This window comes from Pedobacter suwonensis (assembly GCF_900111825.1).
Taxonomy (GTDB): domain Bacteria; phylum Bacteroidota; class Bacteroidia; order Sphingobacteriales; family Sphingobacteriaceae; genus Pedobacter; species Pedobacter suwonensis.
Window position 1 is genome coordinate 23,858 of record NZ_FOJM01000009.1, and the last position, 24,919, is coordinate 48,776.

Below are 24,919 nucleotides of genomic sequence, written 5' to 3' on the forward strand. Positions count from 1 at the left end.
CTTATGCCGATTGTAATAAATCTGGATGTGATGATGGCCAAGCGGAAAATGTCGCTTAATGAGCTGGCCCAAAAGGTAGATTTAACACTTGCCAACCTTTCTATATTTAAAACCGGGAAAGCAAAGGCAGTTCGATTCAGCACACTCGAATCTATCTGTGAGGCCCTGGACTGCCAGCCAGGAGACCTGCTGGAGTTTAGGAAAGAAGACTAGTTTCGTGGATGATTTGTTTCTCTTTGGTAACTACGTCATCAATCTTGATCAGCACCTTATTTCCACTGAACCAATTCTACCCTCAAATACTAATGAACGTATTTGGCAATTGTTGCTTAGCCCGGGATGCGTAACGCGTATTATACGAATGATGTTTATGCATCAGGCATTTACCAACAGAAGCGAATGAACCAGATATTAGCTGTCGTGGCAAAATATCCCCTTAATGCCCCTATCCAGGAAGTATGTTCATTGAAAGATGCGGCCAAAGCTCATTACCTTATACAATCAGGAACTGTTTTTGGAAAAATCATCCTGATAAATTAGCATAAAACCGGGCAACACCTGGTTAAAGACAGGCTGAAACGCTTTTACTTTTTAACCTGTTGATTTAAAATAAAAGATGCACTACCAGCAAGCGACCACAATTTCAACCTGTTAGCTGGTAATCCCTCAGGTGCACAGGACAATATTGTTTAAGCAGAAAATTGTTGTGTATGTAAGTGATTTCAGGTTTTGCCAAACCTACTGCGTTAATTGCTGTTGCTAATGGTATACAATGGCTAAGTAATGGAGAAAAAGAACAACACCAATACGATACGGGTAAAGGGTGCGCGTGAACATAACCTAAAAGATATTTCTGTTGACATCCCGCGGGATAAACTGGTGGTATTTACCGGTGTTTCAGGATCAGGAAAATCATCGCTTGCATTCGGTACACTTTATGCCGAGGCGCAACGGCGTTACCTGGAATCTGTTTCGCCTTATGCCCGCAGGCTTTTTAACCAGATGGATGTACCCGAAGTAGACGCCATAGAGGGGTTGCCACCAGCAGTTGCCCTGCAGCAGCAACGTTCAGGAGCCTCTACCAGATCGTCAGTTGGTAGCGTAACCACTTTATCGAACCTGCTCAGGATGCTTTTCTCCAGGGCGGGAGACTATCCTCCCGGTCAATCCATCATTTATGCCGAGGGCTTTTCTCCCAATACACCTGAAGGTGCCTGCAGCGAGTGCCATGGTATGGGCAGTGTATTTGAGGTGAACGAGCAAACCATGGTACCCAACGATACGCTGAGCATCAGGGAAGGCGCCATCGCCTCCTGGCCACGGGCATGGCAGGGCCAAAACCAGCGCGACATCCTGGTATCGATGGGTTTCGATGTGGATACGCCATGGAAAAAATTGCCAAAAAAGCAAAGAGATTGGATATTGTTTACCGAAGAAACGCCCATAGCACCGGTTTATCCGGGCCTTTCGCCGGAAGAAACTGCTGTAGCGGTTGCCAAAAAGCAATCGCCGGATTATATGGGTACCTTTATTGGTGCCCGCGCTTACGTATTAAAAACCTTTGCATCAAGCCAGTCTGAACTGATGAAAAAAAGGGTTTCGAAATATATGATCAGCAAGGCATGCCCCGTTTGCGGGGGCAAGCGGCTAAAAAAAGAAGCACTGTCTGTAAAATTTAAGGGCAAAGATATTGCAGAAACGGTCCGATTAACATTAGCCGAACTTTCCAGGCTCTTTAGCGAACCTGCCGCGAATAAAAAGGAGGTAAAACCAGAAGAAAAGCAGCTGGTGATACAAAGAATTGCGGCTGACATACGCGCCAGGATCAGTGTGATGCTGGAGCTGGGTTTGGGTTACCTTACCCTCGACAGAAGTACCCCTACCCTTTCTCCAGGTGAATTGCAGCGCCTGCGTTTATCAACCCAGGTACACTCCAATCTTTTCGGTGTGGTTTATGTGCTTGATGAGCCCTCGGCCGGATTACACCCGGCAGATACCGAAGCTTTATTAAGTATACTGGAGAAATTAAAAAGCGCAGGGAACAGCATATTTGTAGTGGAACATGAAATAGAGGTGATTAGGCGCGCAGACTGGATTATTGATGTAGGGCCGGGTGCAGGCGCGCAGGGCGGGCAGATTATGTACAGCGGCACGGTTGCAGGGCTGAAAAAAAACACCGCCTCTGTTACCGCAAGGTTTCTTAAGGGCACCAATAGCCTTACCGAACACCAGCCCAGAACACCCAAAGGGCAGCTCTGCCTACGGGGTGCTAACAAACACAATTTGAAGGATGTGGACATTGACTTTCCGCTGGGTGTGATGACCACGGTGACGGGAATTTCGGGTTCGGGAAAAAGCAGTTTGGTGAGCCAGGTACTGGTGGAGTTACTTGCCAGGCAATTGGGCATGCCGGCTGAACCCGATAGCGAACCTACAGATGAAGGTACGTTAGCAGACAGCACAAAGCCGGCGGGAGGAAAAATAACCGGCGGGGCCGGGCAGCTAAGCAGATTGGTAGTAGTAGATCAGCGCCCCATAGGCAGAACACCCAGATCAAACCTGGCTACCTATACCGGAATTTTTGACCACATACGCAAACGCTTTGCCGACACACCTGCGGCCAGAAAAAAACGCTACGATGCCGGGCGCTTTTCCTTTAACCTGGCCAAGGGCCGTTGTGCCAATTGCCAGGGCGAAGGTTTTGTAATGGTAGAACTGCTGTTTTTACCGAGTGTATATACCCCCTGCCCGGCCTGCGGAGGCACCCGGTACAACCCCGAAACCTTACAGGTAACCTATAGCGATAAAAATATTGCGCAGGTTTTGGAAATGACGGTTGAAGAAGCCTGCCACTTTTTTGATGAAGACCTGCAGATTTACCAGGGCCTTAATGTGGTACGGGAGGTTGGCCTTGGTTACCTGAGGCTCGGCCAATCGGCTACTGAACTATCTGGCGGGGAGGCGCAGCGCATTAAATTAGCAACTGAACTGCAAAAAAATAATAAAGGCTCTTCACTATACATCCTTGATGAGCCCACAACGGGCCTCCACCCGGCTGATGTGGAACTGCTGCTGTTACAGCTGAACAGGCTTGTAGATAGCGGAAACACCGTAATTGTGGTGGAGCATGATATGCAGCTGATTGCACAAAGCGACTGGGTAATTGATATTGGCCCCGGGGCCGGAAACGAAGGCGGAAAGGTGGTGTTTGCGGGCTTTCCTGAAGCGCTATGCGAAAACCCTGACAGTAAAACCGCCAGGTACCTGAAAGCGTATAAAAACCAGTAATCAGTTTTATGGATATTGCTTTTAGAAAATATAGTGGATAGAACTGTTGAGTCTGTTTGGCGCAGTACCTGCATTGCTTATTGCACAAAACAAAACCAGGCCTGAAAGGGCCATTATCATTTTACGTAAGCTGCCTGCCGTTACTTGCCCCTGAATACCATTTCCGGTTATTGTATTAAGCAGTAAAGACGTCTATGTAATTACCCATAGCCATAAGGCGAAAGCCTGTGGCATTTCCATAGGTGCGCCATTCCTTTCAGATTCGTTTTTGCGCCTGCCTTCTGGCAGTTGCCAACCCAAAACAAGCATAAAGAGAAGCCGACCTGTAAAAAACATCCGGTACCCGGTCTCCGAAGCGTTTTGTTAATATTAATTTAACATTACCGCTGTTTTTTATTGATACCTTCGCCCCCGCATTTTAAAATGATCTGATTAGCGCCAACTCGTTAGACATTTAAAAAACAATGAAATTTAAAAACATCCTTATCTATTCAGGATTTATCGGAGTCCTGTCCCTATCTGCCTGTTCGAAAAAAATAGCCGTTGAAGGAGAAACACCCGTAACCCCACCAAAAGCGCCAACGGCTTACACCATTACCGAAACTTTTGAAGCCGGAACCAAAGCCAGTTATGCATTAGACAGTGTACAGTTGTTAACCGGTAAATGGACCCTGAGTGATGCCCTTTTGGGCAACCTTGCCGCTGATGCCAAGAATGGCACAAAATCTATCCGTTTAAGAACAGGTTATTTGGCGATGAACTTTGATGTGGCAGGTGCTAAAATGCTTTATGTATCGCATGCCAAATACGGCACTGATGCCAATTCTACCTGGCAGCTTTTAGCTTCTACAGATGGCGGAAAAACCTATGCCCAGCTGGGTACCGATATTACCGAAACCAGTACCACGCTGGTAACAGACTCTTTTAAAGTAAGCACGACCGGAAAAATCCGTTTCCAGATTAAAAAAGCGGGTACCACCAGAATCAATATTGATGATATTATTTTTAAAGGTACGGGTGACCCGGGTATTACGGTAGGTGCCCCGGATACCGACCCAACAGACAATGGCAATACCGGCACTGCTGCACCAGGCAGAGGTACGCCTGATGCCGGTGCAGACGCACCACCGGCATCAGGCGACAATTCTAACCTGTTGTTTGGTAATCCCTCAGGCGCGCAGGCCAATATTATCTCAGCAGAAAATTACCTGATTGATCAAAAATATTATGTAGAGAGCTATAGCATGACCCGCGGTATACCGAATTGGGTAAGCTGGCATTTAGATCCAAACAATTTTAACGGGGCCGTAACCAGAAAAGACGATTTCGCTTCTTTTACCGGCCTGCCGAGCAATTGGTACCAGGTACAGAGCAACAGCTATTCGGGTTCGGGTTTTGACAGGGGCCATAATTGTCCAAGCGGCGACCGTACCAGCTCTAGCGGCGCCAACTCCGCTACATTTCTGATGACCAACATGATCCCCCAGGCACCAAACAATAACCAGAAAACCTGGGAATCGTTTGAAAGTTACCTCCGTGCCCAGGCCTTAAACGGTTATGAAGTTTATGTAATTATGGGTAGCTACGGCACCGGCGGAATCGGCTCTGCAAGTGCATCGGTAATCAATACCATTAACAACGGGAAAGTAACCGTTCCGGCCAATGTGTGGAAAGTGGCCGTACTTTTAAAAACTGGTGATAATGATTTAAGCCGCGTAACGGCTTCAACCAGGGTAATTGCCATAAATACTCCAAACGTAAATACCATTGGTGCCAACTGGAAAGATTATATTGTAACGGTAAGGGATATTGAAAGCGCAACGGGCTATAACCTGCTTTCTAACCTGCCACAAAATATCCAGGATGTGGTGGAGAAAGTGAAAGACCCGGGTAACTAATTTAAATAAGATAAACACCCCAGGCCTAAGCGCATTTAATACCACAACAGCCGTATCCCTAAAAAAGATACGGCTGTTGTGATGTTGCCCAAGTAAAAACAGCCCGCATGGTTTTGCTATCTGCAAACCGTATATCAGACCTGACCTGACTTTAGCACATGGAGCCCGGCAGTACTGCCCTTACCGGGGGCATGTAGCCTGTTTATCGGCTGTTTATGCCCTGCGCTGCGGGTTAGCAGGATATGACACCGAATTTAACGCCTGAAGATTCCGCCCCTGCAATACACCAGGTTCCCCAATTCCCGCACACCAAATTAAAAAAACCTATCCCTTATTTTATTGTTAACCATAAAGCTTAGTTAACAAAACCACTATGGAAACAGATCCGCAGCACCCGCATCCCCAGGGGATGGAAACCCATTTAATTACCCTGAAGATAAATGGAAAACAACATAGCACCAATATCCGCCCCTGGGTGAGCCTGTTAGACTGTTTACGTGACCACCTGGATCTGACCGGAACCAAAAAGGGCTGTGACCACGGGCAGTGCGGCGCCTGCACCGTAATATGTGATGGAAAACGCATTTTAAGCTGCCTGAGCCTGGCGGTGATGAAAGACGGGGCAGAAATTACCACAGTGGAAGGAATTGCAACGAAAAACGGCCTTCACCCCCTGCAGCAGGCTTTTATAGACCATGATGCCTTCCAGTGCGGCTACTGTACACCAGGGCAGCTGTGCAGTGCTTTAGGCCTTTTATCGGAAGGCAGGGCTTCCTCGCGTGAGGAAGTAAAAGAACTGATGAGTGGCAACCTTTGCCGTTGCGGAGCCAATGTGGGCATTATAGATGCGATTATGCAGGTAAAAGACGGAGGAAGTGATGAATAGTTTTAAGTTTCTCACCGCGCCCGATGTACCTGCTGCCATCCAGCTTACCGATGATCAGCCCCTTGCTGCTTTCATAGCCGGCGGCACCAACCTGCTCGACTTATGGAAATACAATCTGGTTAACCCTACAGCGCTGATCGACATCAGCCAGCTGGCCACGCTCTCAGCATTGCGTGAACTCGAAAATGGAGGGTTTAGGCTGGGTGCTGCTGTAAAAAACGCCGATACCGCCTACCACCCTATCATCGAATCCCGATATCCACTGTTATCAAAGGCCATACTGGCAGGTGCTTCGGCGCAGATCCGCAACATGGCCAGTAACGGGGGCAACCTGCTGCAGCGTACGCGATGTTATTATTTTTATGACCATCAGGTACCCTGCAACAAAAGGGTACCCGGCTCGGGCTGTCCGGCCAGGGAGGGTTATAACCGGATGCATGCCATACTCGGTGCCAGTGAAGCCTGCATTGCCGTGTTCCCATCGGATATGTGTGTAGCATTGGCCGCACTGGAGGCCCGGATAAATGTAACGGGTATAGACGGCGAACGCAGCCTGGCATTTTCAGATTTCCACCGCCTGCCCGGCGAAAGGCCCGAGCTTGACAACAACCTGAAACCAGGTGAACTGATTACCTCGATAGATCTGCCTGAAAAAGGCTTTCCCCTGAATTATTCCTACCTGAAACTGCGCGACCGCCACTCTTATGCTTTTGCGCTGGTTTCGGTAGCTACCGCACTCGAAATGGATGGCCATACCATCAAAGAGGCCAGGATTGCCCTTGGCGGGGTGGCCCACAAACCCTGGCGTTCCCTGGAAGCGGAAGAATTTCTTCGCGGAAAAACGGCATGCCGGGAAAACTTTGCTGCGGCGGCAGATATTATCCTTGAAGGAGCGGTGGGACTTGAATATAACCGTTTTAAGATTAAACTGGCAAAGAATGCCATTATACGCAACGGCATGATGGCACTTGATCCGGATGCACAGCTACCAGGCGCACAACCCTCCTTGTAATCAAATACCTAACAAGATCAACATGAATACAGATAAAAACGTAGGCCGGCCGATTAGCCGTTTGGAGGGAAGGGAAAAAGTTACCGGAGCAGCCAGATATGCTGCTGAACACCCATTGGAAGGCCTGCTACACGGCTATGTGGTGAGCAGCCCGATTACCAAAGGAAAGATTGTGGAAATTGATACCACGGAAGCCATGGCCATACCGGGCGTGGTGGATATCCTCTCGCACCTTAACCGGCCCAAACTGGCCTGGTTCGATTTGCAGTATACCGATATGGACGCCCCTCCGGGAACCGTGTTTAAACCCCTCTATGATGAAAACATCCTTTATAATGGCCAGCCTGTTGCCCTGGTGGTTGCCCGTGACTTTGAGACGGCCAGGTATGCATCCACCAGAATAGTTTTACGTTACCAGCAGGAACCGCACCAAACGTGTCTGGAAAAACACCTGGATAAGGCCAGAGCGCCTAAAAAAGGATTGGCTACCGCACTTAAACCACCACCCCCGCCCCCAACAGGGGATTTTGAAAATGCGTTCGAAAACGCTGCAGTAAAGGTAAGCGCAACATACCACCACGGCACCGAACACCATAACCCCATTGAACTTTTTGCCACCACAACCCTTTACCAGGGGGACGGAAAGCTGACCATTTACGATAAAACCCAGGGCACCATCAATAACCAGCTTTTTATTGCCAATGTGTTCGGACTCCATTATAAGGACGTAAGGGTACTTGCCCCGTTTGTAGGGGGTGCATTCGGTTCGGGGCTGAGGCCACAGTACCAGTTGTTCCTGTGTGTAATGGCAGCCCTGCATTTAAAAAGCCATGTACGTGTGGTACTGGACAGAAAACAGATGTTCTCGTTTAGCCACAGGCCGCCGGCGGTACAACAAATGCATTTTGCCACCGACATTAACGGAAAACTTACCGCGCTTGGCCACAACACGCTTGCCGAAACCTCGAATTTTGAAGACTATACCGAGCCCACCTCCAACTGGAGCCATAAACTCTACCCTGCCCCGAACACGCTTTTTGAACATAAAGTTGTGCCATTGGATGTTTATACCCCGATGGATATGCGCGCACCCGGTGGTAGTACGGCCCTCCATGCCATTGAATGCACCATGGATGAACTGGCCTATAAGCTTAAGATAGATCCGCTGGAACTCCGCCTGCTCAACTATTCGGATGTTGATCCATCGGCAGGAAAACCATATACCAGCAAAGCGCTCAGGGAATGCTACCTGGAGGCGGCAGCAAAATTCGGATGGGACAAACGTATTGCGGAACCGCGTAGCATGCAACGCGGCAATAAACTTGTTGGTTACGGCATGGCGACCGGGATTTGGGATGCCTTCCAATTTCCTTCGAGGGTGCAGATAATGATCAACAGCGAAGGGAAAATGGTGGTTGACAATGCCACTACCGATATTGGTACGGGAACCCTGACGGTGATGACCCAGATAGCAGCAGATGAACTGGGACTGGAGATGGCTGATGTGGAATTCAGGTACGGGGACAGCAAAAAACCCTTTTCGATGTTCCAGGGCGGATCAGCAATCACCTCTTCAACAGGGGTTGCCATTGTGGTTGCCGCCAGATCGATGCGTAAAAAACTGTTAAAAAAAGCAGCGGAGATGGAGGGTTCCCCTTTCAGGAAGGCAAAAGAAGAAGAAGTCGTTTTTTCTTCGGGCCATATCCATCTTAAAAATGATCCCACCGTAAAAATAAGCCTGAAGGACATCATTGCCTTTAATAAAGGTGCGGCCATTAAAACCACAAAAATGGGCAGGCCCCACATGCTTAAACTCCGGAAATACAGCCTGGCCACACACAGTGCTTCGTTTGTGGAGGTGGAGGTAGATCGCGACCTTGGAACCATCACCCTCACCCGGGCAGTAACCGCTGTTGCGGCCGGAAAAATCATCAACCCCAAAACAGCTAAAAGCCAGATCCTCGGCTCAATGGTATGGGGTATTAGTAAGGCACTCCATGAGGAATCGATTATGGATCCGCAGCTTGGCAAATACATCAATGCCAACCTGGGAGAATACCATATCCCCGTACATGCCGACATTGGTGAACTGGAAGTGATATTTGCCGATGAAAAAGACAGCCTGATTAATGAGCTGGGCACCAAGGGTGTTGGTGAAATCGGATTGGTAGGCATGCCGGCCGCAATCTCCAATGCCATTTACCATGCCACCGGCAAACGCATTTACAAACTTCCGATCCATTTTGATGAACTGATCTGACCACTGGCAAAAATGCCACGGAAAAGGATAGCGAAAGTTAAGAAATTGATGGCAGGAAACTAAAGGATTAAATGGAAAGAAATGATATCAAGGCCGGGCGTTTGCACCAACCCTTAAGAAACGACCGCTGTTAAAGACCTTTTCATTTTTTAAACCAAATCAATAAAAATGAGTATACAGAACATAGATTACCTGGGTTCCCTTTTAAATGCAGATGAGCTGAACTCACTTAAAAAAGCGGCAGAACGGCATTCGCAGCAGTCGAATATGGATTTCAAAATCGTTTCTGTTGACGATAAGATGGTAGAAATAGAGACAACTCAAGGGGAGACCGCCTCAGGCAAATATGCTACCCAGCAGGTGCTACTGAAAAGAACAGCAGAACTGTTTAAAAAAAGGCTACCAGGATCAAAGCTGCAGATCACGGCAAATGCTGTTCTACCCGCTCCGGCCGATGTAGTTGATGTTTCCTGGATTGATCAGAAAATGCAGGAAAAGGGACTGCGGATCAAGCAGATTGCCTTTGAAACCGGTATTGACCGCGAAAGTATTTCAGACTGGGTAACAGGTAAAAAAGCTATGGGCAAAACCGTTAAGGCGATGTTTTATTTTTACCTGTCTGGATAATTTGCAGATCAGCCAATCCAAACGGAGAAATTAAACCAAAAAACCTATACAATTGATCAAAATGAAAGAACAAGGCAAAAGCATCCAGCCGTTTGAGATGGATATCAATCAGGATGGTGATCGTAAAATAATCAGTATACAGGAGGAAAACGGTGTATTTGAGATTATTCATGAGGGAAGGTTGATCGGTGCACTCAAGCCACCAGGGGAAGAATGGCAGCTACTTGATTATAGGGAAATTACCGGGAAGATTGCATTGTTTGAACCTGACCTTGAAGCCGAAAAAAAAGGGATCGAACTGCACTCACCCCTGGTCAATCAGATCGTTGGTGAAATCGAGAATCACCTGAAATAGCCGCTAAGTTATCGTAATAGTGGCCAGCTTGACCGGAATACAGTTTGGAGGCTTTGATTAATAAAAGAATATCGGAGCTACAGGAGATCAACCTGGAATTTAACCGGCCGGAACGATTATATAAAAAGAGTTTAGCACCGAAAAACGTGCATCATATTGCTATGGCAAATTAGAAATTCCGGAAAGACATTAAAAAAGGTGATGATAAATACTCTGCAACAATCAACACATTTTGAAATGGATATTGGCCGTGCTACCTTTACTCGCCAAAGAGAGATTGCAGCTTAAAAATTAGTCGGGATGAGAAGATTCGAACTTCCGACCTCCAGCACCCCATGCTGGCGCGATACCTGGCTACGCTACATCCCGTTTAACAATTCAAGCGACCGCAAATTAAAATAAATACATCAATATCTCTTAAAATTCCGAAAAAAATGTTGGATCAACCAAACCTCAATAATTCCATTGAATCCATCGAATCAAACGCCATGGATAATCATGAAATGGTCTGCCAAACACTTCATACCTGTAAAGATTTAGTAATTCGGTAACAGGATTAGTTTTGTAAACGGCTAATTATACCTGATGCGAATAAACATGAATGACCTTCCCTTAAAACGCAATTATTTAAGCTGCGTAACGGCTTCGACAAGGATAATTGCCATTAATACCTCTAAAAGCAACCCTATCGATACCGATTGGTAAGATTATATCGTAGCGGTAACCTGCTTTTTAACTTACCACGAAGTATTCAGGATATATGGAGCAAGCTAAAGTCCTTGATAACTCATTTAAACCATATAGAGACCCAGGCATAAGCAGAAAATCATAACAGTAGCATTACCACATCTTTCAGGCCTCCGCCTTTTATTGTTCGCAGCAGTCTTAGCGAGATGCTAAGACCAAAACGGACGGAAGAAAATAGTATCCATGAATATTAACGTAATTATATTACTGATTGACTTCTTGTCGGCAACCTAAAAAAATCAGAAAATATCACAAAAAAAAATTACTGTATAGTTCACTATTCATAGCTGGTAATCGTAAATCTTAGAATTGGAGCAATTGTGTCAACACAATTGAAATTTCCTTACTTTTCTACTTCACTATCATCTTGTTCAAACATAGGAGGTAATTCCTCATAATAATTAGGTTTTAGCTTATCAAAATCATCGCCAGTTAACGCAACACTATATTCGAATAAATCGAAATTAAAAGTGAAGGGTATCTCATTGTCAAAAAATTCTTTGTGTTTATTGTACAGATTGGGTTCAATAAAGTAACTAATTGCGTCATCAAATAAAAATCTTTCATGCGTTATTTGATCGAAGAAAAGTTCCTCGAACTTTTTGTAAGAAATATGAGAGATATTAATAAAGCCAAAAACAAAATCTGATCCATTTAAAACGACCTCTAAATGAATCTGATAATAATATTTTTTTTTCACCATCTTATATTTTTGACTTGCGCCCTCATTAAATGTAAATTTAGGTTGTTAATATATTTTATTCAAATTCAACATCAGTATACCCTACTTATCTTAATTCCAATTTATATCACTGTAGAAGCATCGGCACCAAGGCCAGGCTAAAGTAGATTTTTAAAGTAAAAATCACCTAAAGCATTACCAATCTGGTCTTAGCCAAAGCCTAAGAACTAGTTATAGTAATCATTTTTCATTTATTAATTTTTGTTCTTTATGTTTGAACCTCAATTAAGTACTGACATCTTTTAAAACATCTTAACATAAATGTCTTATTCATAGCCAAAAATGTCAGAATTCAAAACATGGTTAAAGACAAACTCCTCAAGCTGGCAAATTCAATGACGCAGAATGTCAACCCAGTAAAACCATGATAGGATAAATCAATATAGAATGAACAAAGAACAATTATTTTGGGATTGGTTTAAAGCAAATGAAGCCCAGTTTTTTTTTCTTAATCAGATTAATGATACTAATGAGAAGGAGAGGATTTTAGAAGAATTTCTTCATCATCTACACAAATATTGCGACCAATTGTTTTTTGAAATTGGTGGCGATCCAAATGACAAGCAAGACCTCATTATTACTGCAGAAGGTAACAGCGCTCTTTTCGACAAAGTTGAAACACTTGTAAATCAAGCACCTTTGTTAGAATACTGGAATTTAATTGCGCTTAAACCAGCTATTGGAAATGGTACCATTGAATACAACGAGATTAAACTTGATCCACATACAATATACTTTATCCCGCTAAGCAGTAATGCTTCAAAAAAAATCGGCATAAGACTTTATATAGAGGATTATGACCCAGCTAACCTAAAGGATTTTTTAACCGCGGCTTACTTCCTATTAGACAACATTTTAGGAGAACGGTCAAACGCATTAGATATTGGCCATTTAGAGATTGAAAGTCTCAATGTTCATACGAAAAGAGAAGAATTGATAGAACTCGTTAAACTTCCTAAGTATATTAAATGGAAGAGGGCTCAGGCAGAAACCTAACAACGTGAGAGATTTTTTATTTCTTCCATAGTGTGAGAAAAATGTTTTTTATTAGAGAATGCTGCATATCCCAAACCGATGCATGGAGTTATATCAGCATCAGCGATATCTGATGAAAATTACGCAACGATTTGGTCCTAGTGTTCCCGTTATCAGCAATGATTTAAGATTAACTGAAAGATGCCCGGAACTCAACCGGAGTGAAATCGGTTTTACTTTTAAATAATTTGCTAAACGACTGGGGATAGTCGAATCCCAGCGCAAAAGCAATTTCCCCAACGGTAAGTGTGGTGGTGGAAAGTTTTTCTTTTGCTTTTTCAATGATCTTTTCGTGAATGTGCTGCTGGGTATTCTGACCGGTAAGGGCCTTCAAAATTCCACTCAGGTAGTTGGGAGAACAATGCAGAAGTGCCGCAATATAGGGTACGGTAGGCAATCCTTTATTGATCATGTTTTCATCATTAAAATAGTCATCGAGAATTTTTTCCAGTTTATCCAGGATTTGACTTCCGGATATTTTACGGGTAAGGAACTGACGCATATAAAAGCGGTTTGAATAATTGAGGAATGATTCAATCTGGGAGATGATGATCGACTCACTAAATTTATCGATGTGTGAATGGTATTCCTGTTCGATATTTTTGATAAAAACTTCGCAATACCATTTCTTCTTTCTCAGAAACAAACAGCGCTTCATTTATTGCATAGTTGAAAAACTCATATTTTTTGATGGTTTTGGCCAATGGATTTCCCCAAAGGAAGTCAGGATGAATGAGCAGCATACTTCCTGCACTCCTGAAATCATCATCTGCTTTGAATGAAAATACCTGATTAGGGGATATAAAGAACAATATCCCCTCATCAAAATCATATTTTTGCTGCCCGTAGCCATACTGTACATCTCCGGCCTCCACTTTTTTGAGTGAGATCAAATAAAAGTCGAATACCACCCTGATGGTCTCTTCACTCCTGTAAGGTGTTATTTCGGCTAGATCTATAACACTAATCATAGGATGTTCAGGATGGCCTATACCTAGTATTTTATGATATTCCTTGATTGTTTTTATTCTGTAGGGCTGCTGCAAAATCATTCCGGTAACGTAAAAGTTCTAAATATAAGATTATTCCACATCAACTCTTTTCAAAGTCAGCCCGCGATTTAAGCCAAAGAAAGAAAGTCCCCAAAAACCTTTGATATTGAGGCTGCCGTTTTTGGTCATGGTCAGATATGAATCATAGGTATTTCCCTTTTCCCCATCGTAATCATAGAGCTTTCCCTTCCACTTGTTCTTCTTATCATTGAAAGTAATTTCTTTTAACAATAAAATTCCTACCAAAGGCCGTTTCCGTTTTTCCTTATCAGGATTATTGACATCTAAAACGGGTTTTCCATCATGATCAACAGCATGTTTTAAATAGGTTAGCTTGCCATAATAATTGTTACCGTTTTTAAATATCTGTACATTGCCCTCTTTTACCGGACTGTACCACACACCAACAATATCATCGGCTTTTGACTGTGAAAATAACATGGTAGAAAAATTTAGAAAGAGGATGGTTAGAAATAGCTGTCTCATTGCTCGTTATATTTTAAGGCGAATGCTTTCGCAAAATCATTCATTTTTGTTTTACCCAAAATGGCTGGCCTGTTTTTGAAATAATCCTCAAACAGACTACCATGATGCATCGCCGCATTCATTTCCGTAAATGCTGTGGCGATTTCGGACGATGCCCCTATTTTCGTAAACGCGTCAGTCATTTGCTTGTCACTGATCAGCACCCATTTTAAGTAGGGCTTTCCGATGGCCTTTCCCAAAACAGTGGCTATTTCCTGGCAGGTTAGTTCTTCACTGGCAACATATCTCACTTTCTTTCCTTCCTGCTGAGCGTTAACTTCCTCGGCGATAGCGGATGCGATATCTATGGGCGATACCCAGGCGATTTTGTCAGTTCCACCATAGTTCGACAATATGATGCCTGAATATCCTTTGAAAAGACCTTTCAGACCATAATGCCTGAAGTAAAGTAATTTGCCGATAAAACCTTTCAAAAAGCCTTTGCCCTTAACCATATCCATAAAGGCGTACAAATTATAATCGAAAGAGCCCGGGCGAAGATAGGTAACTGCTACATCCTCAGGAAGTTGTTTAAAAACGCTTTCTGCAATATGATGAAAAACCAGTACCCCAGCCCCGGTGGGCCTTTCAGCACCCACACTGCTCAGCTGTACTACTCTTTTTATCCCTGCGTTTTGAATCGCCTGAACATAATTTGTGCTGATGTTAAGTGCCTGCTTCTGATAATCAAGCGTTTGATCCCCGAAAAAGTTAAAGGGCGGAAGCATACAGTAGGCGGCATCATGACCATCAAAGGTTTTAGTTAAAAAAATGGGGTCCTCTAATTCTCCGATCGCAGCCTTTGCACCCAACTGCTCTATTGCTGCTTTCCTTGCGGCTGAGCTGCTGACTACGGTAACCTGATGCCCTTGTTCAATCAATAGCAACACCAGCGGTTTACTGACATTTCCTAATGAACCTGTCACGACTATTTTCATATTAATTTAATATTTATTTCCAATGCAAAGCTCAGTCAATTGAATTGAGCCAACGTATTCAAATCCGCTTTTCTTGTGTTCAAAAACACGCTTGTACTCTTTGTAGATAAATATTTAACGCCCGAAATTATATAACTGAGCCTGATGCCAGCTACTGGTTACGTTTCCACCAGTCTGCCCTTTTAAAAACAGACGTACCCAGTACCCGTCCCCGCGGCCCCATCAGCTTGTCCCATTCAGCATTTGGTGCAAACCATGCGCTGACCTTTGAAAAATCGGGGCTATTTTCCCCTTCAAGTTCACCCAATTCCTCCAAAAACTCATCCTTAAAAGCGATAAAATCAATCCGGGTATCGTATGTATGTTCCAGAACAGCCTTGACCCTGTGCAAGTCATCAAATAGCGCATGCAATTCAAATGCCTTCCAATAAGCTGCTTTAGATAAACCAGGTTGAAGTTTTTTGTTACCGAAGAGCCAATTGAACATCGGGCATGAGACCAACAGTATGAGCGTTAAGATGATGATTTCCATTATATCCTGTTAAAAAAGTAAATTCAGTACTATTGGTTTTGCAGTCAATACCATTAATATAGTTCCACCTGGCCATTGCTATTCCAGCCAGTATGGTTGGCCACTGCCTAATAAGTTTGTGCCAGGTTAATAACATTCCCGCCTTGGCAGCGATTTGTGATCGAAAACGAAGTTCGTAAAAAATATTTCCTGGTTCACCGTTTGGTGATAAAATAAACAGGGAAATATTCTTTTATTATTTGTTGAAATAAAAAAAATGATAATTTGCAGCATCAGAGTCGGAATTTAGGGTTCTCTGAGCAAAATTTGTTAATCAAAACCATGAAAAACCGGATGTGGATAGCGATAGGAATGATGATTGTGGTGGCCGTATTCTACCTGATCAAATGGAAAAATGCTGGCGTGCTGGAACGCAATAAGGTGCCATTGGATCAGGCGTATCTGGATTTTCAGGAAATTAATGAACACTACCAGTCAAATAAGTTTAAAATCGAAAAACTTTGTACCGTAGCAGTGCGCAGTGCCTCATCACCTGAGCCCATCCGGGTATTTAAGACGGTAAATCAACAGCTGATTATAGATGCGGATCCGAAGGTAAACGAAGAAACTAAAAATGATTACCGCTATTATAAACTGGACCGGCAAGGAAGCCTGGTAGATTCTATTTATATCAAATATGAAGGTTACTGGCCAAAATTTATAGACCGTTTTATGGTTTTCAGTAATCAACGAAAAGCGTATTACACCACCTGGCCGCTGGATGGAGATACGACCCGGCATCACTTTATTAGTTTAAACGCCGACTTTAGCTGGCCCAGGGATAAGATTGATCAAAAAATCAGGGCGGTTAAAAACCGTGGTGATTATTACTTTTTCAGTGCTTTCAGGGATAATGAAAATGACTTTAGATGGATGGCGTTTTACGAACAGCAGCAATGGTATATGCTTTGGGAAAAGATGCCGGGTTATACGCAGGTTGCTGATGAGGATTCGGGCTATCGTTATCGTTCAGATGTATTTCATACGGGAACACCCGATCCGGTGATACCTGAAGACGTGAGGCTGATACATTTCTATCCTGAAGAAAAAATGGAATATAAACATGCAATTGGAGGAGGAACGTCACCATCGTCAGCTACGAACTGGCGGGGAAAAGGATTTTTTTCAACCGTTATTGCAGGCAATAGTTTTTCTTTTAAGGTAGATCAGTTGGTGGTGGAGAAGGAACGATTTGACAAATTTAAAACCCGTTTGTATACCTTGAAGGAGCCGGGCGGCTTGGCAAGGATTTATGAACCCGCTTTTTACCGTTCAGAACAGGGCTTTGCGCTTTATTCTGGTAACTGGGATGAGCTTTATATCATCAAACCTCAACCATAATTTATCCAGGTGTGCCAACAGCCGTGATTGCAAAACTTTTCCGTTAAGTTTTAAACAGCTGGGATCAAAAAAGGCAGATATATGCCTAGTTCCCCATGCCAATCCTTTCAGGTTGATCATTTAAATCTGATTAGCCAATTGATTCTGTACATCATCAATCACCATCCTTTTCGGTTATCTGATAAATCTGGTCAAATCTTGCTTTTTTATTGTTAAGTCCACCGATCAAAAACGCTTTAGCCAATCAGATTAATGACTTTAACCAATCTAAAATTTGTTAAAATTCCTTAAATCTGACTACAATAAATACCAATTGAACTACTTTTTGCAGCGTGGTAATCCTGAATTTTGAAAGTGAAAACAATTTATTTTCAGTAATAACGAAAAGACAGCGTGATGCAAAAAAGAAAATTAGGAAATCAAGGATTGGAAGTTTCTGCTTTGGGCTTTGGCTGTATGGGCTTAAACTTTCTTGATGGAAAGGGGATGGAGAAAAATGCGGCCATATCGCTGTTGCGCGATGCTGTTGAGCGTGGAATTAATTTCTATGATACGGCGGAAGCCTATGGACCTTATACCAACGAAGAATTGGTTGGCGAAGCATTGAAGCCTTACAGGGATCGGGTGGTTATCGCCACCAAATTCGGCTGCAAAGAGGCCAGTCCGGCAATAGGCCTGGATAGCAGACCAGAAACCATACGGGCAGTGACCGATGCATCTCTGAAAAGGTTAAAAACTGATTATATTGATCTGCTGTACCAGCACAGGGTTGATCCCCATGTCGCGATAGAAGAAGTAGCCGGAACAGTAAAAGACCTGATACAGGAAGGCAAGGTGAAGTATTTCGGTTTATCGGAAGCAAGTACCAAAACGATCCGAAAAGCACATGCAGTTCTGCCGGTATCTGCACTGCAAAGCGAATATTCATTGTTCTGGCGCGGGCCAGAAGTGGAAATTATTCCCACTCTGGAAGAGCTGAGAATTGGTTTTGTTCCTTTTAGCCCCCTGGGTAAAGGCTTTCTTACAGGAGCCATCAATACGAAATTAGAAGCTGCAGACCGTAGAAATGTGCTGCCGCGCTTTACCGAAGAAAACATAAAGGCGAACCTGGTTTTGGTGGAAGCGCTTTCTGAAATTGCGCGAGAGAAAAAGGTAACGACAGGGCAATTAGCATTAGCCTGGCTGCTGGCTCAAAAACCCTGGATTGTTCCGATTCCCGGAACAACAAACCTGCACCGCCTGGCAGAAAACATAGCCAGTGTACAGGTTGTATTAACACCAGATGAACTAACAAAAATAGGCACCACAGTGGATGGAATTACATTGACAGGCAACCGGTATCCAGAATTTTTAGAAAAACAGATAGATAAAGACTAACAGATCACTATGGAAAATATTAAAGGAAAAGTAGTAGCCATTACCGGCGCCAGTAGTGGAATGGGGAAATCCATCGCCATAACATTAGCGAAAAATGGTGCAAAAGTTGTTTTAGGAGCAAGACGCACAGAACGACTGCAACAACTGGCAGAAGAGATCAAGGATAAGGGTGGTGAAGCCACCTTTATTACAATTGATGTGAAGAGTAAAACTGACCTGGTTCAGCTGGTTAATACCGCCCTGCAAAAATATGGAAAACTGGATGTGATGGTAAACAATGCCGGTATCAGCCAGCTTGGCCGTATTGATGAGCTGGATGTTGAAGGGTGGGAAGAAATGATTGACATTAACATTAAAGGTGTTTTATACGGGATGGCTGCAGCAATTGCTGTTTTTAAAAGGCAGCAGGCTGGCCACATCGTCAATATCATTTCCACTGCAGGGCTCAAAATTACGCCCATGATGGGCGTATATGCCGGGACAAAAAATGCCATTCGTACCATTTCAGAAGCTTTTCGGCAGGAATCTGATGGCAGCGTACGGATTACGGGCATTTCACCAGGATATGTGAACACTGATTTTGCCAGCAACATTAAAAACGAGGAAATGAAAACGGCCGTTAAGCAGGGCATGCAGCAAATGGCCATTGATCCCGTTGCCATTGCGAACGCGGTGCTGTATGCTGTGAGCCAACCGGCAGACGTTGAAATTGGCGAAATTGTAATTCGTCCATCAAAACAAAATTAATTAAATTAGCGATATTAAATGCAGCCATCAACTGACATCCATCACATCGCCGGTATATCGCAGCTCATGCGGTTGCTGGAACTTCGGCCACCCTCCCACCCGCTGATTGCATTGGTAGATTATAATGATGTACCTATTGAAAAGTTTCCGAAGGGGCAAAAAATAAGCCTGGACTTTTATAAAATTTCCTTTAAATCTGCTTTTAAAGGGCAAATAAAATACGGACAGGGTTATTATGATTTTGAAGAAGGCGGATTGGCATTCTTGAAACCAAGACAGGTTGTTTTTCCGCCGGAAGACAGCGCAAGCTACGAAGGGTTTGCACTGTATTTTCATCCAGACTTTATCAGGAATTATCCATTGGGAAAAACTATAAACCGATATGGCTTTTTCTCTTACGACGTTGCTGAAGCCTTGTTTTTATCAGCACATGAAAAGGAAATCATAGCTAGCCTATTTACTTCGATAATCAATGAGCTGAAGAACAATATCGACAGTTTTAGTCAGGACGTGCTGGTGTCGCAACTGGAACTGTTGTTAAATTACAGCAATCGTTTCTACAACCGGCAATTTATTACCAGGAAAGCCGTCAATCATGATATCGTTACTGCGCTCGACCAGTTATTAAACAGCTATTTTGATGAAGGGGTGGGTTTAAAGAAGGGCCTGCCTTCGGTAAAATACATCAGTAGCGAGTTAAAGCTTTCACAACGTTACCTGAGCGACATGTTACGCTCATTTACAGGATTAAATACGCAACAATACATCCAGAACACCCTTATAGAAAAGGCTAAAGAAAAACTATCCTCAACAAATCTGTCGGTTGCTGAAATCGCTTATCAACTTGGCTTTGAGCATTCGCAGTCGTTCAGCAAACTTTTCAAAACCAGGACTAAGGTTTCCCCATTGGCATTCAGACAATCATTCCATTAAGTATTGTGGTTTATACTGCTAACACTCCATTAACCTGGGAAATTTAAGACAGAACATTACATCAACGGCTAAAAATAATTCAGCTTACTCAAAATCTCCTCAACAGAAAACCTGGCGCCACATACAAACTCATCGGCCGCACCATAATAAATGGTGAGTTCATCACCATTAACCAAGTGGCCATTGGTAAATACCACCTCGCCAAAAAAACCATGTAATTCATAATCTTCCTGAGGTACCATAATGGGGTCTTCAGTTCGTGCCAGTACTTTAGATGGGTCATTCAAATCCATTAAAAACGCGCCTAAACCATACTGGTGTTTTTCGTTGGCACCATGGTAAATTTCGAGCCAGCCGGCTGCGGTTTTAATGGGTGAGGCCCCGGCACCTACACGGGCACTATCCCAAAGGTTGGCCCTGGTTTTAATAATACACTGGTGTTTGCCCCAATGGATGCCATCGGGCGATTCGGCCAGCCATATATAATTGCCACCCAACGCTACGCTGCTGGGGCGGTGCAGCGCATAAAATTTACCGTTAATCCGTTCTTCAAACAGGGCACAATCCTTATTGTGCGGAGGGATGATCATGCCATGATGCCCGAATTTTTTCCAGTCGGCTGTAGTCCGCAGCCCCACCCCCACGCCATCCGCCGAAACGGCCGTATAGGTTAAATAATAGGTTTGGCCAATTAAGGCTACGCGGCAATCTTCAATACCAAAGGTTTCATCTTTGCCTTCGCCCTGTAACAGCGGGTAACCTTCGGGTTCATAAAAATGAATACCATCATCACTGCAAACCAGCCTTAAATGTGATAGGGTAGTTAAATAATCGGCGCCTTTATAATTAATTACCCTGGGGTCGGTGGCATTTACACGGGGATCGTTTTCTTCAACCGCCAGAATTTCAATGCCACCTTGAGTTAAAATCGGGAAAGAAATAATACCCTGAGTTTGTTCCGGCCTTTCGGCTACCCGGATGAGTAACCATATTTTCCCCGCAAAAGTGAAAACACCAGGATTGAGCAAACAGGCTATTTCCAGCCCTTCTTTGCTGGGCGGCAGGTTTTGGGGTGCGAGTATGGGGTTTTGCGGAAAGCGCTGGGCAATATCGGCCATAAAAAATGTTTTTAAAACACACAGGCGACCAAAAAATTGATCGCCTGTTTTTGCTATTGATTCGAGATTATAAAGAGTTGATCCATTTTACCAGTTCATCTCTTCCTTTACCTGTTTTTTGTTGGAGCCTGCCTAATAACTCATCATCCTGCCCCTCTTCATGTTTTAAATCATCGTCTGTTAAATCAGCATAAGCTTGTTTAACTTTTCCTTTTATTTCGTTCCACTTTCCTTTTAATTCTAACTTATCCATGCCTTTATTTTTTTGGTGAATATTCTGTTTTGATATATGAATTAACAATTCTACCTCCGCTTTGTTTGGTTTTTTACTGCACTATACAAATGATTGATCTATTTTATCTTATTCGCCAAGGTTTTATGTATGTTTTTAATTATATTAAGGGTATTATTTCTATCCATTACTAACATTACTAACTAAAACCAACAATTTGATGAAAAAACTACTCTTTAGTATGATTTTATCTCTTGGATTAATTTCGTTTGCTTTCGCGCAGGGCAAAGTCATTACCGGGAAGGTGACGTCGGCCTCGGGACCAGTTCCGGGTGTTAGCGTATTTGTAAAAGGCTCGCCAGCCAACGGCACACAGAGTGATGCCACCGGGGCCTTTAAATTAACCGTTGCAAACGATGCTAAAACGCTTGTTTTTAGTTTTATCGGTTACAAAATCAAAGAACTGCCCATTACCGGGTCAATCCTCAATGTAAACCTTGAAGAAGAGAACAATACCCTATCAGACGTGGTTGTGGTGGGTTACGGTACGCAGAACAAACGGGATGTAACGGGATCAATTGCAAAGGTTACCGCAGCTGATTTTAAAGACAGGCCCGTACCTACCATTGAAGGGGCGCTGCAGGGTAAAGCACCTGGTGTTTTCATCAACTCGGGCAGTGGCAAACTGGGACAGGCACTTCAGATCAGGGTAAGGGGTATTTCTTCTATTTCGGCAAGTAACCAACCCTTATTTGTAATTGATGGCGTTCCGATTGTAAGTGAAGCACTGGGTACCTATACCGAAGCCGATAACCCGCTTGCGGCGATAAGTCCGGATGATATCGAATCGATGGAGGTATTAAAAGATGCGGCTTCTGCAGCTATTTATGGAGCAAGGGGATCAAACGGGGTAGTACTCATTACCACAAAAAAAGGAAAGCAGGGCAGAACCAACATTGATTTTGGCTATTATGCCGGATTTAGCGACCCTACAAAAAAGGGGCAGTTTTTAAATGCCGACCAGTACCGCCAATTGCTTGATGCATCTTTTAAATATAACAATTATGATGGTGGTGACTATGCCAATGCTGCAGAGATGTGGAAAGATTATACCGGTACTGATGACTGGACAAGCAATAACAATACGAATTGGGTTAACGAAGCTTTTAGAAGAGGGCATACACAACAATATAACCTGAACATTAATGGCGGTGATGCAAAAACCCGGTTCATGTTATCAGGAAACTTCAATAACAATGATGGAATTATTGTGAGCAACCGCTATGTACGTACCGGTGGACGCTTAAGTGTAGACCACACCGTTTCTAAAATTTTAGACGTTGGCGGATCCATCAATGTTTCAAAGGTAGATAACTATCGGATCCCTACAGATAACGCCTTCTCTAATCCCTTACAACTAAATGCCTTACCCCCTATCCAACCGGTACGTGATGCATCTGGTCAGCTAAATGGTTCTACGGTTTATTACAACAGCTTAATCGATTATGAAAATGGCAAAAACCTATCAACCACTTACCGAACCTTTGCAAATGCTTATGCAAGCTTAAAAATTACCCCAGACCTGGTTTTGAGAAGTGAATATGGTTTTGATTTTAATAACCTGGAAGAAGAACAGTTTTTAGGATCGAAAACACAGGATGGCGGTAGTACAGGTGGCTCTTCAACTGATTACATGGCCAAATCTATCAACTTTAACACCAACAATACCCTTAACTACACCAAAACTTTTAATGAAAAACATAACTTAAATGTATTGGCTGGTTTTGCCTTCCAGGATACAAAATTCAGGTATTCATCGGTAACCGGAACCACTTTACCATCAGACAGTTTTACCAAAATTGCAAGTGCGGCGGTAATTGCTGCAGGAGAATCTTCAGAAACGAGGCATACTTTTGTTTCTTACCTGGCCAGGGTAAATTATAAATACGAAGATAAATACCTGTTCAGTGCATCGATAAGAACGGATGGTTCATCAAGATTTGGTGTAAACAACAGATATGGAACTTTCCCCGCGCTTTCGGCAGGCTGGATTATTAACCAGGAAGATTTTTTACAAACCAGCACTTGGTTAAGCCTGTTAAAATTAAGGGCCAGTTATGGTTTAACCGGTAACGCCGAAATCGGTGATTTTGCTTCGCGTAACCTGTACCGTGGCGTTAACTATGCAGGAGTTGGCGGTACACGCCCCAGCCAACTGGGAGACCCGAACCTGAGCTGGGAGAACACTACAAATTATAATATCGGTTTAGATTTTGGCCTATTCTCCGACCGGATTTCGGGTACTGTTGAATATTATAAAAAGAAAACAACCGATTTATTGTTAAATGCCCCGATTGCCGCAACAAACGGTTTTTCTTCAATTACACAGAACATTGGCGATATGCAGAACAAGGGTTTTGAATTCTCTTTAAATACCAGGAATTTTGTAGGAGCGTTTAAATGGTCTACCTCTTTCAACATTTCGTTAAACAGGAATAAGGTTTTACGCTTAGTGGACGACCAACCGATTTATACAGGCGGAAGATTTTTGGGCAGAGTGGCCGTTGGAGAACCTTTAGGTTACTTTTACGGTAAAGCTTATGCAGGTGTAGACCCGGCCAATGGTGATGCCCTTTATTACATTGATGCATCAAGAACAGCTACTACCAACGATTATTCCCTTGCGCAAAACCAAAAACTGGGAGACCCGAACCCTAAATTCTTCGGGGGTTTTGGAAACCACTTTTCTTTCAAAAACTTTGATCTGGACGTTCAGGCACAGTTTGTATCCGGCAATGATATTTATAACATGGCAGGTGTTTTCCAATCAGCCAATGGCGATTATTTTGACAACCAGACCATTGATCAGTTAAATTACTGGACACCCACCAACAGGAATACACCTATCCCACAACCGAGGTTTGGTGAAGGAAATGGAACAAGCCCCTCATCCAGATGGATTCAGGATGGCTCTTACCTCAGGATAAAAAGTGTGGTTTTTAGTTATAATATCCCTAAAACATTTGCCAATAAATATAAATTACAGAATGTTAAATTATTTGCATCAGCCCTTAATCTGTTTACCATAACCGGATATAAAGGTTACGATCCTGAAGTAAATACCCCTAGCGGTGGCAATCTCCAGTCTGACAACATCCAGCTGGGCCACGATTTTTATACGCCACCACAGGCAAGAACCATTACTTTCGGCGTAAACATTGGCTTATAAAACATT

General features: G+C 43.5%; 23 protein-coding genes and 1 tRNA gene. 15 read left to right on the top strand and 9 right to left on the bottom strand.

Annotation, left to right across the window (positions count from 1 at the left end):
• The first annotated feature begins 3 nt into the window (after window positions 1–3).
• From BM107_RS12610 to BM107_RS12650, 9 genes are all read left to right on the top strand, one after another.
• Window positions 4–213 carry a helix-turn-helix domain-containing protein gene (locus tag BM107_RS12610; RefSeq protein WP_090983850.1) on the top strand — a complete coding sequence of 70 codons (210 nt, stop codon included), beginning with the start codon at window positions 4–6 and terminating at the stop codon, window positions 211–213.
• A 126-nt stretch (window positions 214–339) separates the two neighbouring features.
• Window positions 340–540: a zinc-binding dehydrogenase gene (locus tag BM107_RS12615; RefSeq protein ID WP_090983853.1), complete on the top strand. Its 201-nt coding sequence runs from the start codon at window positions 340–342 to the stop codon at window positions 538–540.
• A 243-nt stretch (window positions 541–783) separates the two neighbouring features.
• On the top strand, window positions 784–3,288 hold the full coding sequence (gene uvrA, locus BM107_RS12620) for an excinuclease ABC subunit UvrA (RefSeq protein ID WP_090983855.1): 2,505 nt from the start codon (window positions 784–786) through the stop codon (window positions 3,286–3,288).
• A gap of 464 nt (window positions 3,289–3,752) precedes the next feature.
• Window positions 3,753–5,186 (top strand): DNA/RNA non-specific endonuclease, encoded by a 1,434-nt coding sequence (locus tag BM107_RS12625; RefSeq protein WP_090983857.1) that lies wholly within the window; start codon window positions 3,753–3,755, stop codon window positions 5,184–5,186.
• 373 nt (window positions 5,187–5,559) lie between these two features.
• A complete protein-coding gene (locus tag BM107_RS12630; RefSeq protein ID WP_090983859.1) occupies window positions 5,560–6,072 on the top strand; it encodes a (2Fe-2S)-binding protein in 513 nt (170 codons plus the stop codon).
• Entirely contained in the window at window positions 6,065–7,084 is a 1,020-nt protein-coding gene (locus tag BM107_RS12635) for an FAD binding domain-containing protein (protein ID WP_090983861.1), read from the top strand. The genes BM107_RS12630 and BM107_RS12635 overlap by 8 nt, the downstream gene beginning before the upstream one ends.
• 22 nt (window positions 7,085–7,106) lie before the next feature.
• Window positions 7,107–9,344 (top strand): xanthine dehydrogenase family protein molybdopterin-binding subunit, encoded by a 2,238-nt coding sequence (locus BM107_RS12640; RefSeq protein WP_090983863.1) that lies wholly within the window; start codon window positions 7,107–7,109, stop codon window positions 9,342–9,344.
• Window positions 9,345–9,512: 168 nt separating this feature from the next.
• On the top strand, window positions 9,513–9,971 hold the full coding sequence (locus BM107_RS12645) for a helix-turn-helix domain-containing protein (protein WP_090983865.1): 459 nt from the start codon (window positions 9,513–9,515) through the stop codon (window positions 9,969–9,971).
• Between the two features lie 61 nt (window positions 9,972–10,032).
• Entirely contained in the window at window positions 10,033–10,326 is a 294-nt protein-coding gene (locus BM107_RS12650) for a hypothetical protein (protein WP_090983867.1), read from the top strand.
• Between the two features lie 295 nt (window positions 10,327–10,621).
• Here BM107_RS12650 and BM107_RS12655 read toward each other — a convergent pair.
• Both BM107_RS12655 and BM107_RS12660 read right to left on the bottom strand, forming a co-directional pair.
• A tRNA-Pro gene (locus BM107_RS12655) sits at window positions 10,622–10,695 on the bottom strand.
• A 721-nt stretch (window positions 10,696–11,416) separates the two neighbouring features.
• Entirely contained in the window at window positions 11,417–11,776 is a 360-nt protein-coding gene (locus BM107_RS12660) for a hypothetical protein (RefSeq protein ID WP_090983869.1), read from the bottom strand.
• 426 nt (window positions 11,777–12,202) lie between these two features.
• Here BM107_RS12660 and BM107_RS12665 point away from each other — a divergent pair, with 426 nt between their 5' ends.
• Window positions 12,203–12,811 (top strand): hypothetical protein, encoded by a 609-nt coding sequence (locus BM107_RS12665; protein ID WP_090983871.1) that lies wholly within the window; start codon window positions 12,203–12,205, stop codon window positions 12,809–12,811.
• Between the two features lie 169 nt (window positions 12,812–12,980).
• On the opposite strand, the gene BM107_RS25285 is transcribed toward BM107_RS12665, so the two are convergent.
• The 5 genes from BM107_RS25285 to BM107_RS12685 form a co-directional block, all read right to left on the bottom strand.
• The gene (locus tag BM107_RS25285; protein ID WP_317614801.1) at window positions 12,981–13,352 is read right to left on the bottom strand and encodes a helix-turn-helix domain-containing protein; all 372 of its coding nucleotides are present in this window, start codon (window positions 13,350–13,352) and stop codon (window positions 12,981–12,983) included.
• Window positions 13,353–13,416: 64 nt separating this feature from the next.
• Entirely contained in the window at window positions 13,417–13,821 is a 405-nt protein-coding gene (locus tag BM107_RS25290; protein WP_317614802.1) for an AraC family ligand binding domain-containing protein, read from the bottom strand.
• A 111-nt stretch (window positions 13,822–13,932) separates the two neighbouring features.
• A complete protein-coding gene (locus BM107_RS12675; protein ID WP_090983873.1) occupies window positions 13,933–14,388 on the bottom strand; it encodes a DUF2147 domain-containing protein in 456 nt (151 codons plus the stop codon).
• The gene (locus BM107_RS12680; RefSeq protein ID WP_090983875.1) at window positions 14,385–15,365 is read right to left on the bottom strand and encodes an NmrA family NAD(P)-binding protein; all 981 of its coding nucleotides are present in this window, start codon (window positions 15,363–15,365) and stop codon (window positions 14,385–14,387) included. Before BM107_RS12680 ends, BM107_RS12675 begins: the two co-directional genes overlap by 4 nt.
• Window positions 15,366–15,516: 151 nt before the next feature.
• A complete protein-coding gene (locus BM107_RS12685; protein ID WP_134204164.1) occupies window positions 15,517–15,897 on the bottom strand; it encodes a hypothetical protein in 381 nt (126 codons plus the stop codon).
• Between the two features lie 321 nt (window positions 15,898–16,218).
• On the opposite strand from BM107_RS12685, the gene BM107_RS12695 reads away from it, so the two are divergent.
• From BM107_RS12695 to BM107_RS12710, 4 genes are all read left to right on the top strand, one after another.
• Entirely contained in the window at window positions 16,219–17,277 is a 1,059-nt protein-coding gene (locus BM107_RS12695) for a hypothetical protein (protein WP_090983880.1), read from the top strand.
• Between the two features lie 396 nt (window positions 17,278–17,673).
• Complete coding sequence (locus BM107_RS12700) at window positions 17,674–18,654, top strand: aldo/keto reductase (protein WP_090983881.1); 981 nt, start codon at window positions 17,674–17,676, stop codon at window positions 18,652–18,654.
• Between the two features lie 9 nt (window positions 18,655–18,663).
• A complete protein-coding gene (locus BM107_RS12705; RefSeq protein ID WP_090983882.1) occupies window positions 18,664–19,401 on the top strand; it encodes an SDR family oxidoreductase in 738 nt (245 codons plus the stop codon).
• Between the two features lie 18 nt (window positions 19,402–19,419).
• Window positions 19,420–20,334, top strand: a complete 915-nt coding sequence (locus BM107_RS12710) for a helix-turn-helix domain-containing protein (RefSeq protein WP_090983884.1) — start codon at window positions 19,420–19,422, stop codon at window positions 20,332–20,334.
• A 68-nt stretch (window positions 20,335–20,402) separates the two neighbouring features.
• Here the strand turns inward: BM107_RS12710 and BM107_RS12715 are convergent, their stop codons facing one another.
• Both BM107_RS12715 and BM107_RS12720 read right to left on the bottom strand, forming a co-directional pair.
• Complete coding sequence (locus BM107_RS12715) at window positions 20,403–21,452, bottom strand: glycoside hydrolase family 130 protein (RefSeq protein WP_090983886.1); 1,050 nt, start codon at window positions 21,450–21,452, stop codon at window positions 20,403–20,405.
• A gap of 67 nt (window positions 21,453–21,519) precedes the next feature.
• The gene (locus tag BM107_RS12720; protein WP_090501239.1) at window positions 21,520–21,705 is read right to left on the bottom strand and encodes a CsbD family protein; all 186 of its coding nucleotides are present in this window, start codon (window positions 21,703–21,705) and stop codon (window positions 21,520–21,522) included.
• A 199-nt stretch (window positions 21,706–21,904) separates the two neighbouring features.
• On the opposite strand from BM107_RS12720, the gene BM107_RS12725 reads away from it, so the two are divergent.
• Entirely contained in the window at window positions 21,905–24,913 is a 3,009-nt protein-coding gene (locus tag BM107_RS12725) for a SusC/RagA family TonB-linked outer membrane protein (RefSeq protein WP_090983888.1), read from the top strand.
• Window positions 24,914–24,919 lie beyond the last annotated feature (6 nt).

Coding starts and splice junctions, on each gene's coding strand:
- BM107_RS12610 (WP_090983850.1), top strand. CDS start 4: ATGCCGATTGTAATAAATCTGGATGTGATGATGGCCAAGCGGAAAATG.
- BM107_RS12615 (WP_090983853.1), top strand. CDS start 340: ATGCGTAACGCGTATTATACGAATGATGTTTATGCATCAGGCATTTAC.
- uvrA (WP_090983855.1), top strand. CDS start 784: ATGGAGAAAAAGAACAACACCAATACGATACGGGTAAAGGGTGCGCGT.
- BM107_RS12625 (WP_090983857.1), top strand. CDS start 3,753: ATGAAATTTAAAAACATCCTTATCTATTCAGGATTTATCGGAGTCCTG.
- BM107_RS12630 (WP_090983859.1), top strand. CDS start 5,560: ATGGAAACAGATCCGCAGCACCCGCATCCCCAGGGGATGGAAACCCAT.
- BM107_RS12635 (WP_090983861.1), top strand. CDS start 6,065: ATGAATAGTTTTAAGTTTCTCACCGCGCCCGATGTACCTGCTGCCATC.
- BM107_RS12640 (WP_090983863.1), top strand. CDS start 7,107: ATGAATACAGATAAAAACGTAGGCCGGCCGATTAGCCGTTTGGAGGGA.
- BM107_RS12645 (WP_090983865.1), top strand. CDS start 9,513: ATGAGTATACAGAACATAGATTACCTGGGTTCCCTTTTAAATGCAGAT.
- BM107_RS12650 (WP_090983867.1), top strand. CDS start 10,033: ATGAAAGAACAAGGCAAAAGCATCCAGCCGTTTGAGATGGATATCAAT.
- BM107_RS12660 (WP_090983869.1), bottom strand. CDS start 11,776: ATGGTGAAAAAAAAATATTATTATCAGATTCATTTAGAGGTCGTTTTA.
- BM107_RS12665 (WP_090983871.1), top strand. CDS start 12,203: ATGAACAAAGAACAATTATTTTGGGATTGGTTTAAAGCAAATGAAGCC.
- BM107_RS25285 (WP_317614801.1), bottom strand. CDS start 13,352: ATGCGTCAGTTCCTTACCCGTAAAATATCCGGAAGTCAAATCCTGGAT.
- BM107_RS25290 (WP_317614802.1), bottom strand. CDS start 13,821: ATGATTAGTGTTATAGATCTAGCCGAAATAACACCTTACAGGAGTGAA.
- BM107_RS12675 (WP_090983873.1), bottom strand. CDS start 14,388: ATGAGACAGCTATTTCTAACCATCCTCTTTCTAAATTTTTCTACCATG.
- BM107_RS12680 (WP_090983875.1), bottom strand. CDS start 15,365: ATGAAAATAGTCGTGACAGGTTCATTAGGAAATGTCAGTAAACCGCTG.
- BM107_RS12685 (WP_134204164.1), bottom strand. CDS start 15,897: ATGGAAATCATCATCTTAACGCTCATACTGTTGGTCTCATGCCCGATG.
- BM107_RS12695 (WP_090983880.1), top strand. CDS start 16,219: ATGAAAAACCGGATGTGGATAGCGATAGGAATGATGATTGTGGTGGCC.
- BM107_RS12700 (WP_090983881.1), top strand. CDS start 17,674: ATGCAAAAAAGAAAATTAGGAAATCAAGGATTGGAAGTTTCTGCTTTG.
- BM107_RS12705 (WP_090983882.1), top strand. CDS start 18,664: ATGGAAAATATTAAAGGAAAAGTAGTAGCCATTACCGGCGCCAGTAGT.
- BM107_RS12710 (WP_090983884.1), top strand. CDS start 19,420: ATGCAGCCATCAACTGACATCCATCACATCGCCGGTATATCGCAGCTC.
- BM107_RS12715 (WP_090983886.1), bottom strand. CDS start 21,452: ATGGCCGATATTGCCCAGCGCTTTCCGCAAAACCCCATACTCGCACCC.
- BM107_RS12720 (WP_090501239.1), bottom strand. CDS start 21,705: ATGGATAAGTTAGAATTAAAAGGAAAGTGGAACGAAATAAAAGGAAAA.
- BM107_RS12725 (WP_090983888.1), top strand. CDS start 21,905: ATGAAAAAACTACTCTTTAGTATGATTTTATCTCTTGGATTAATTTCG.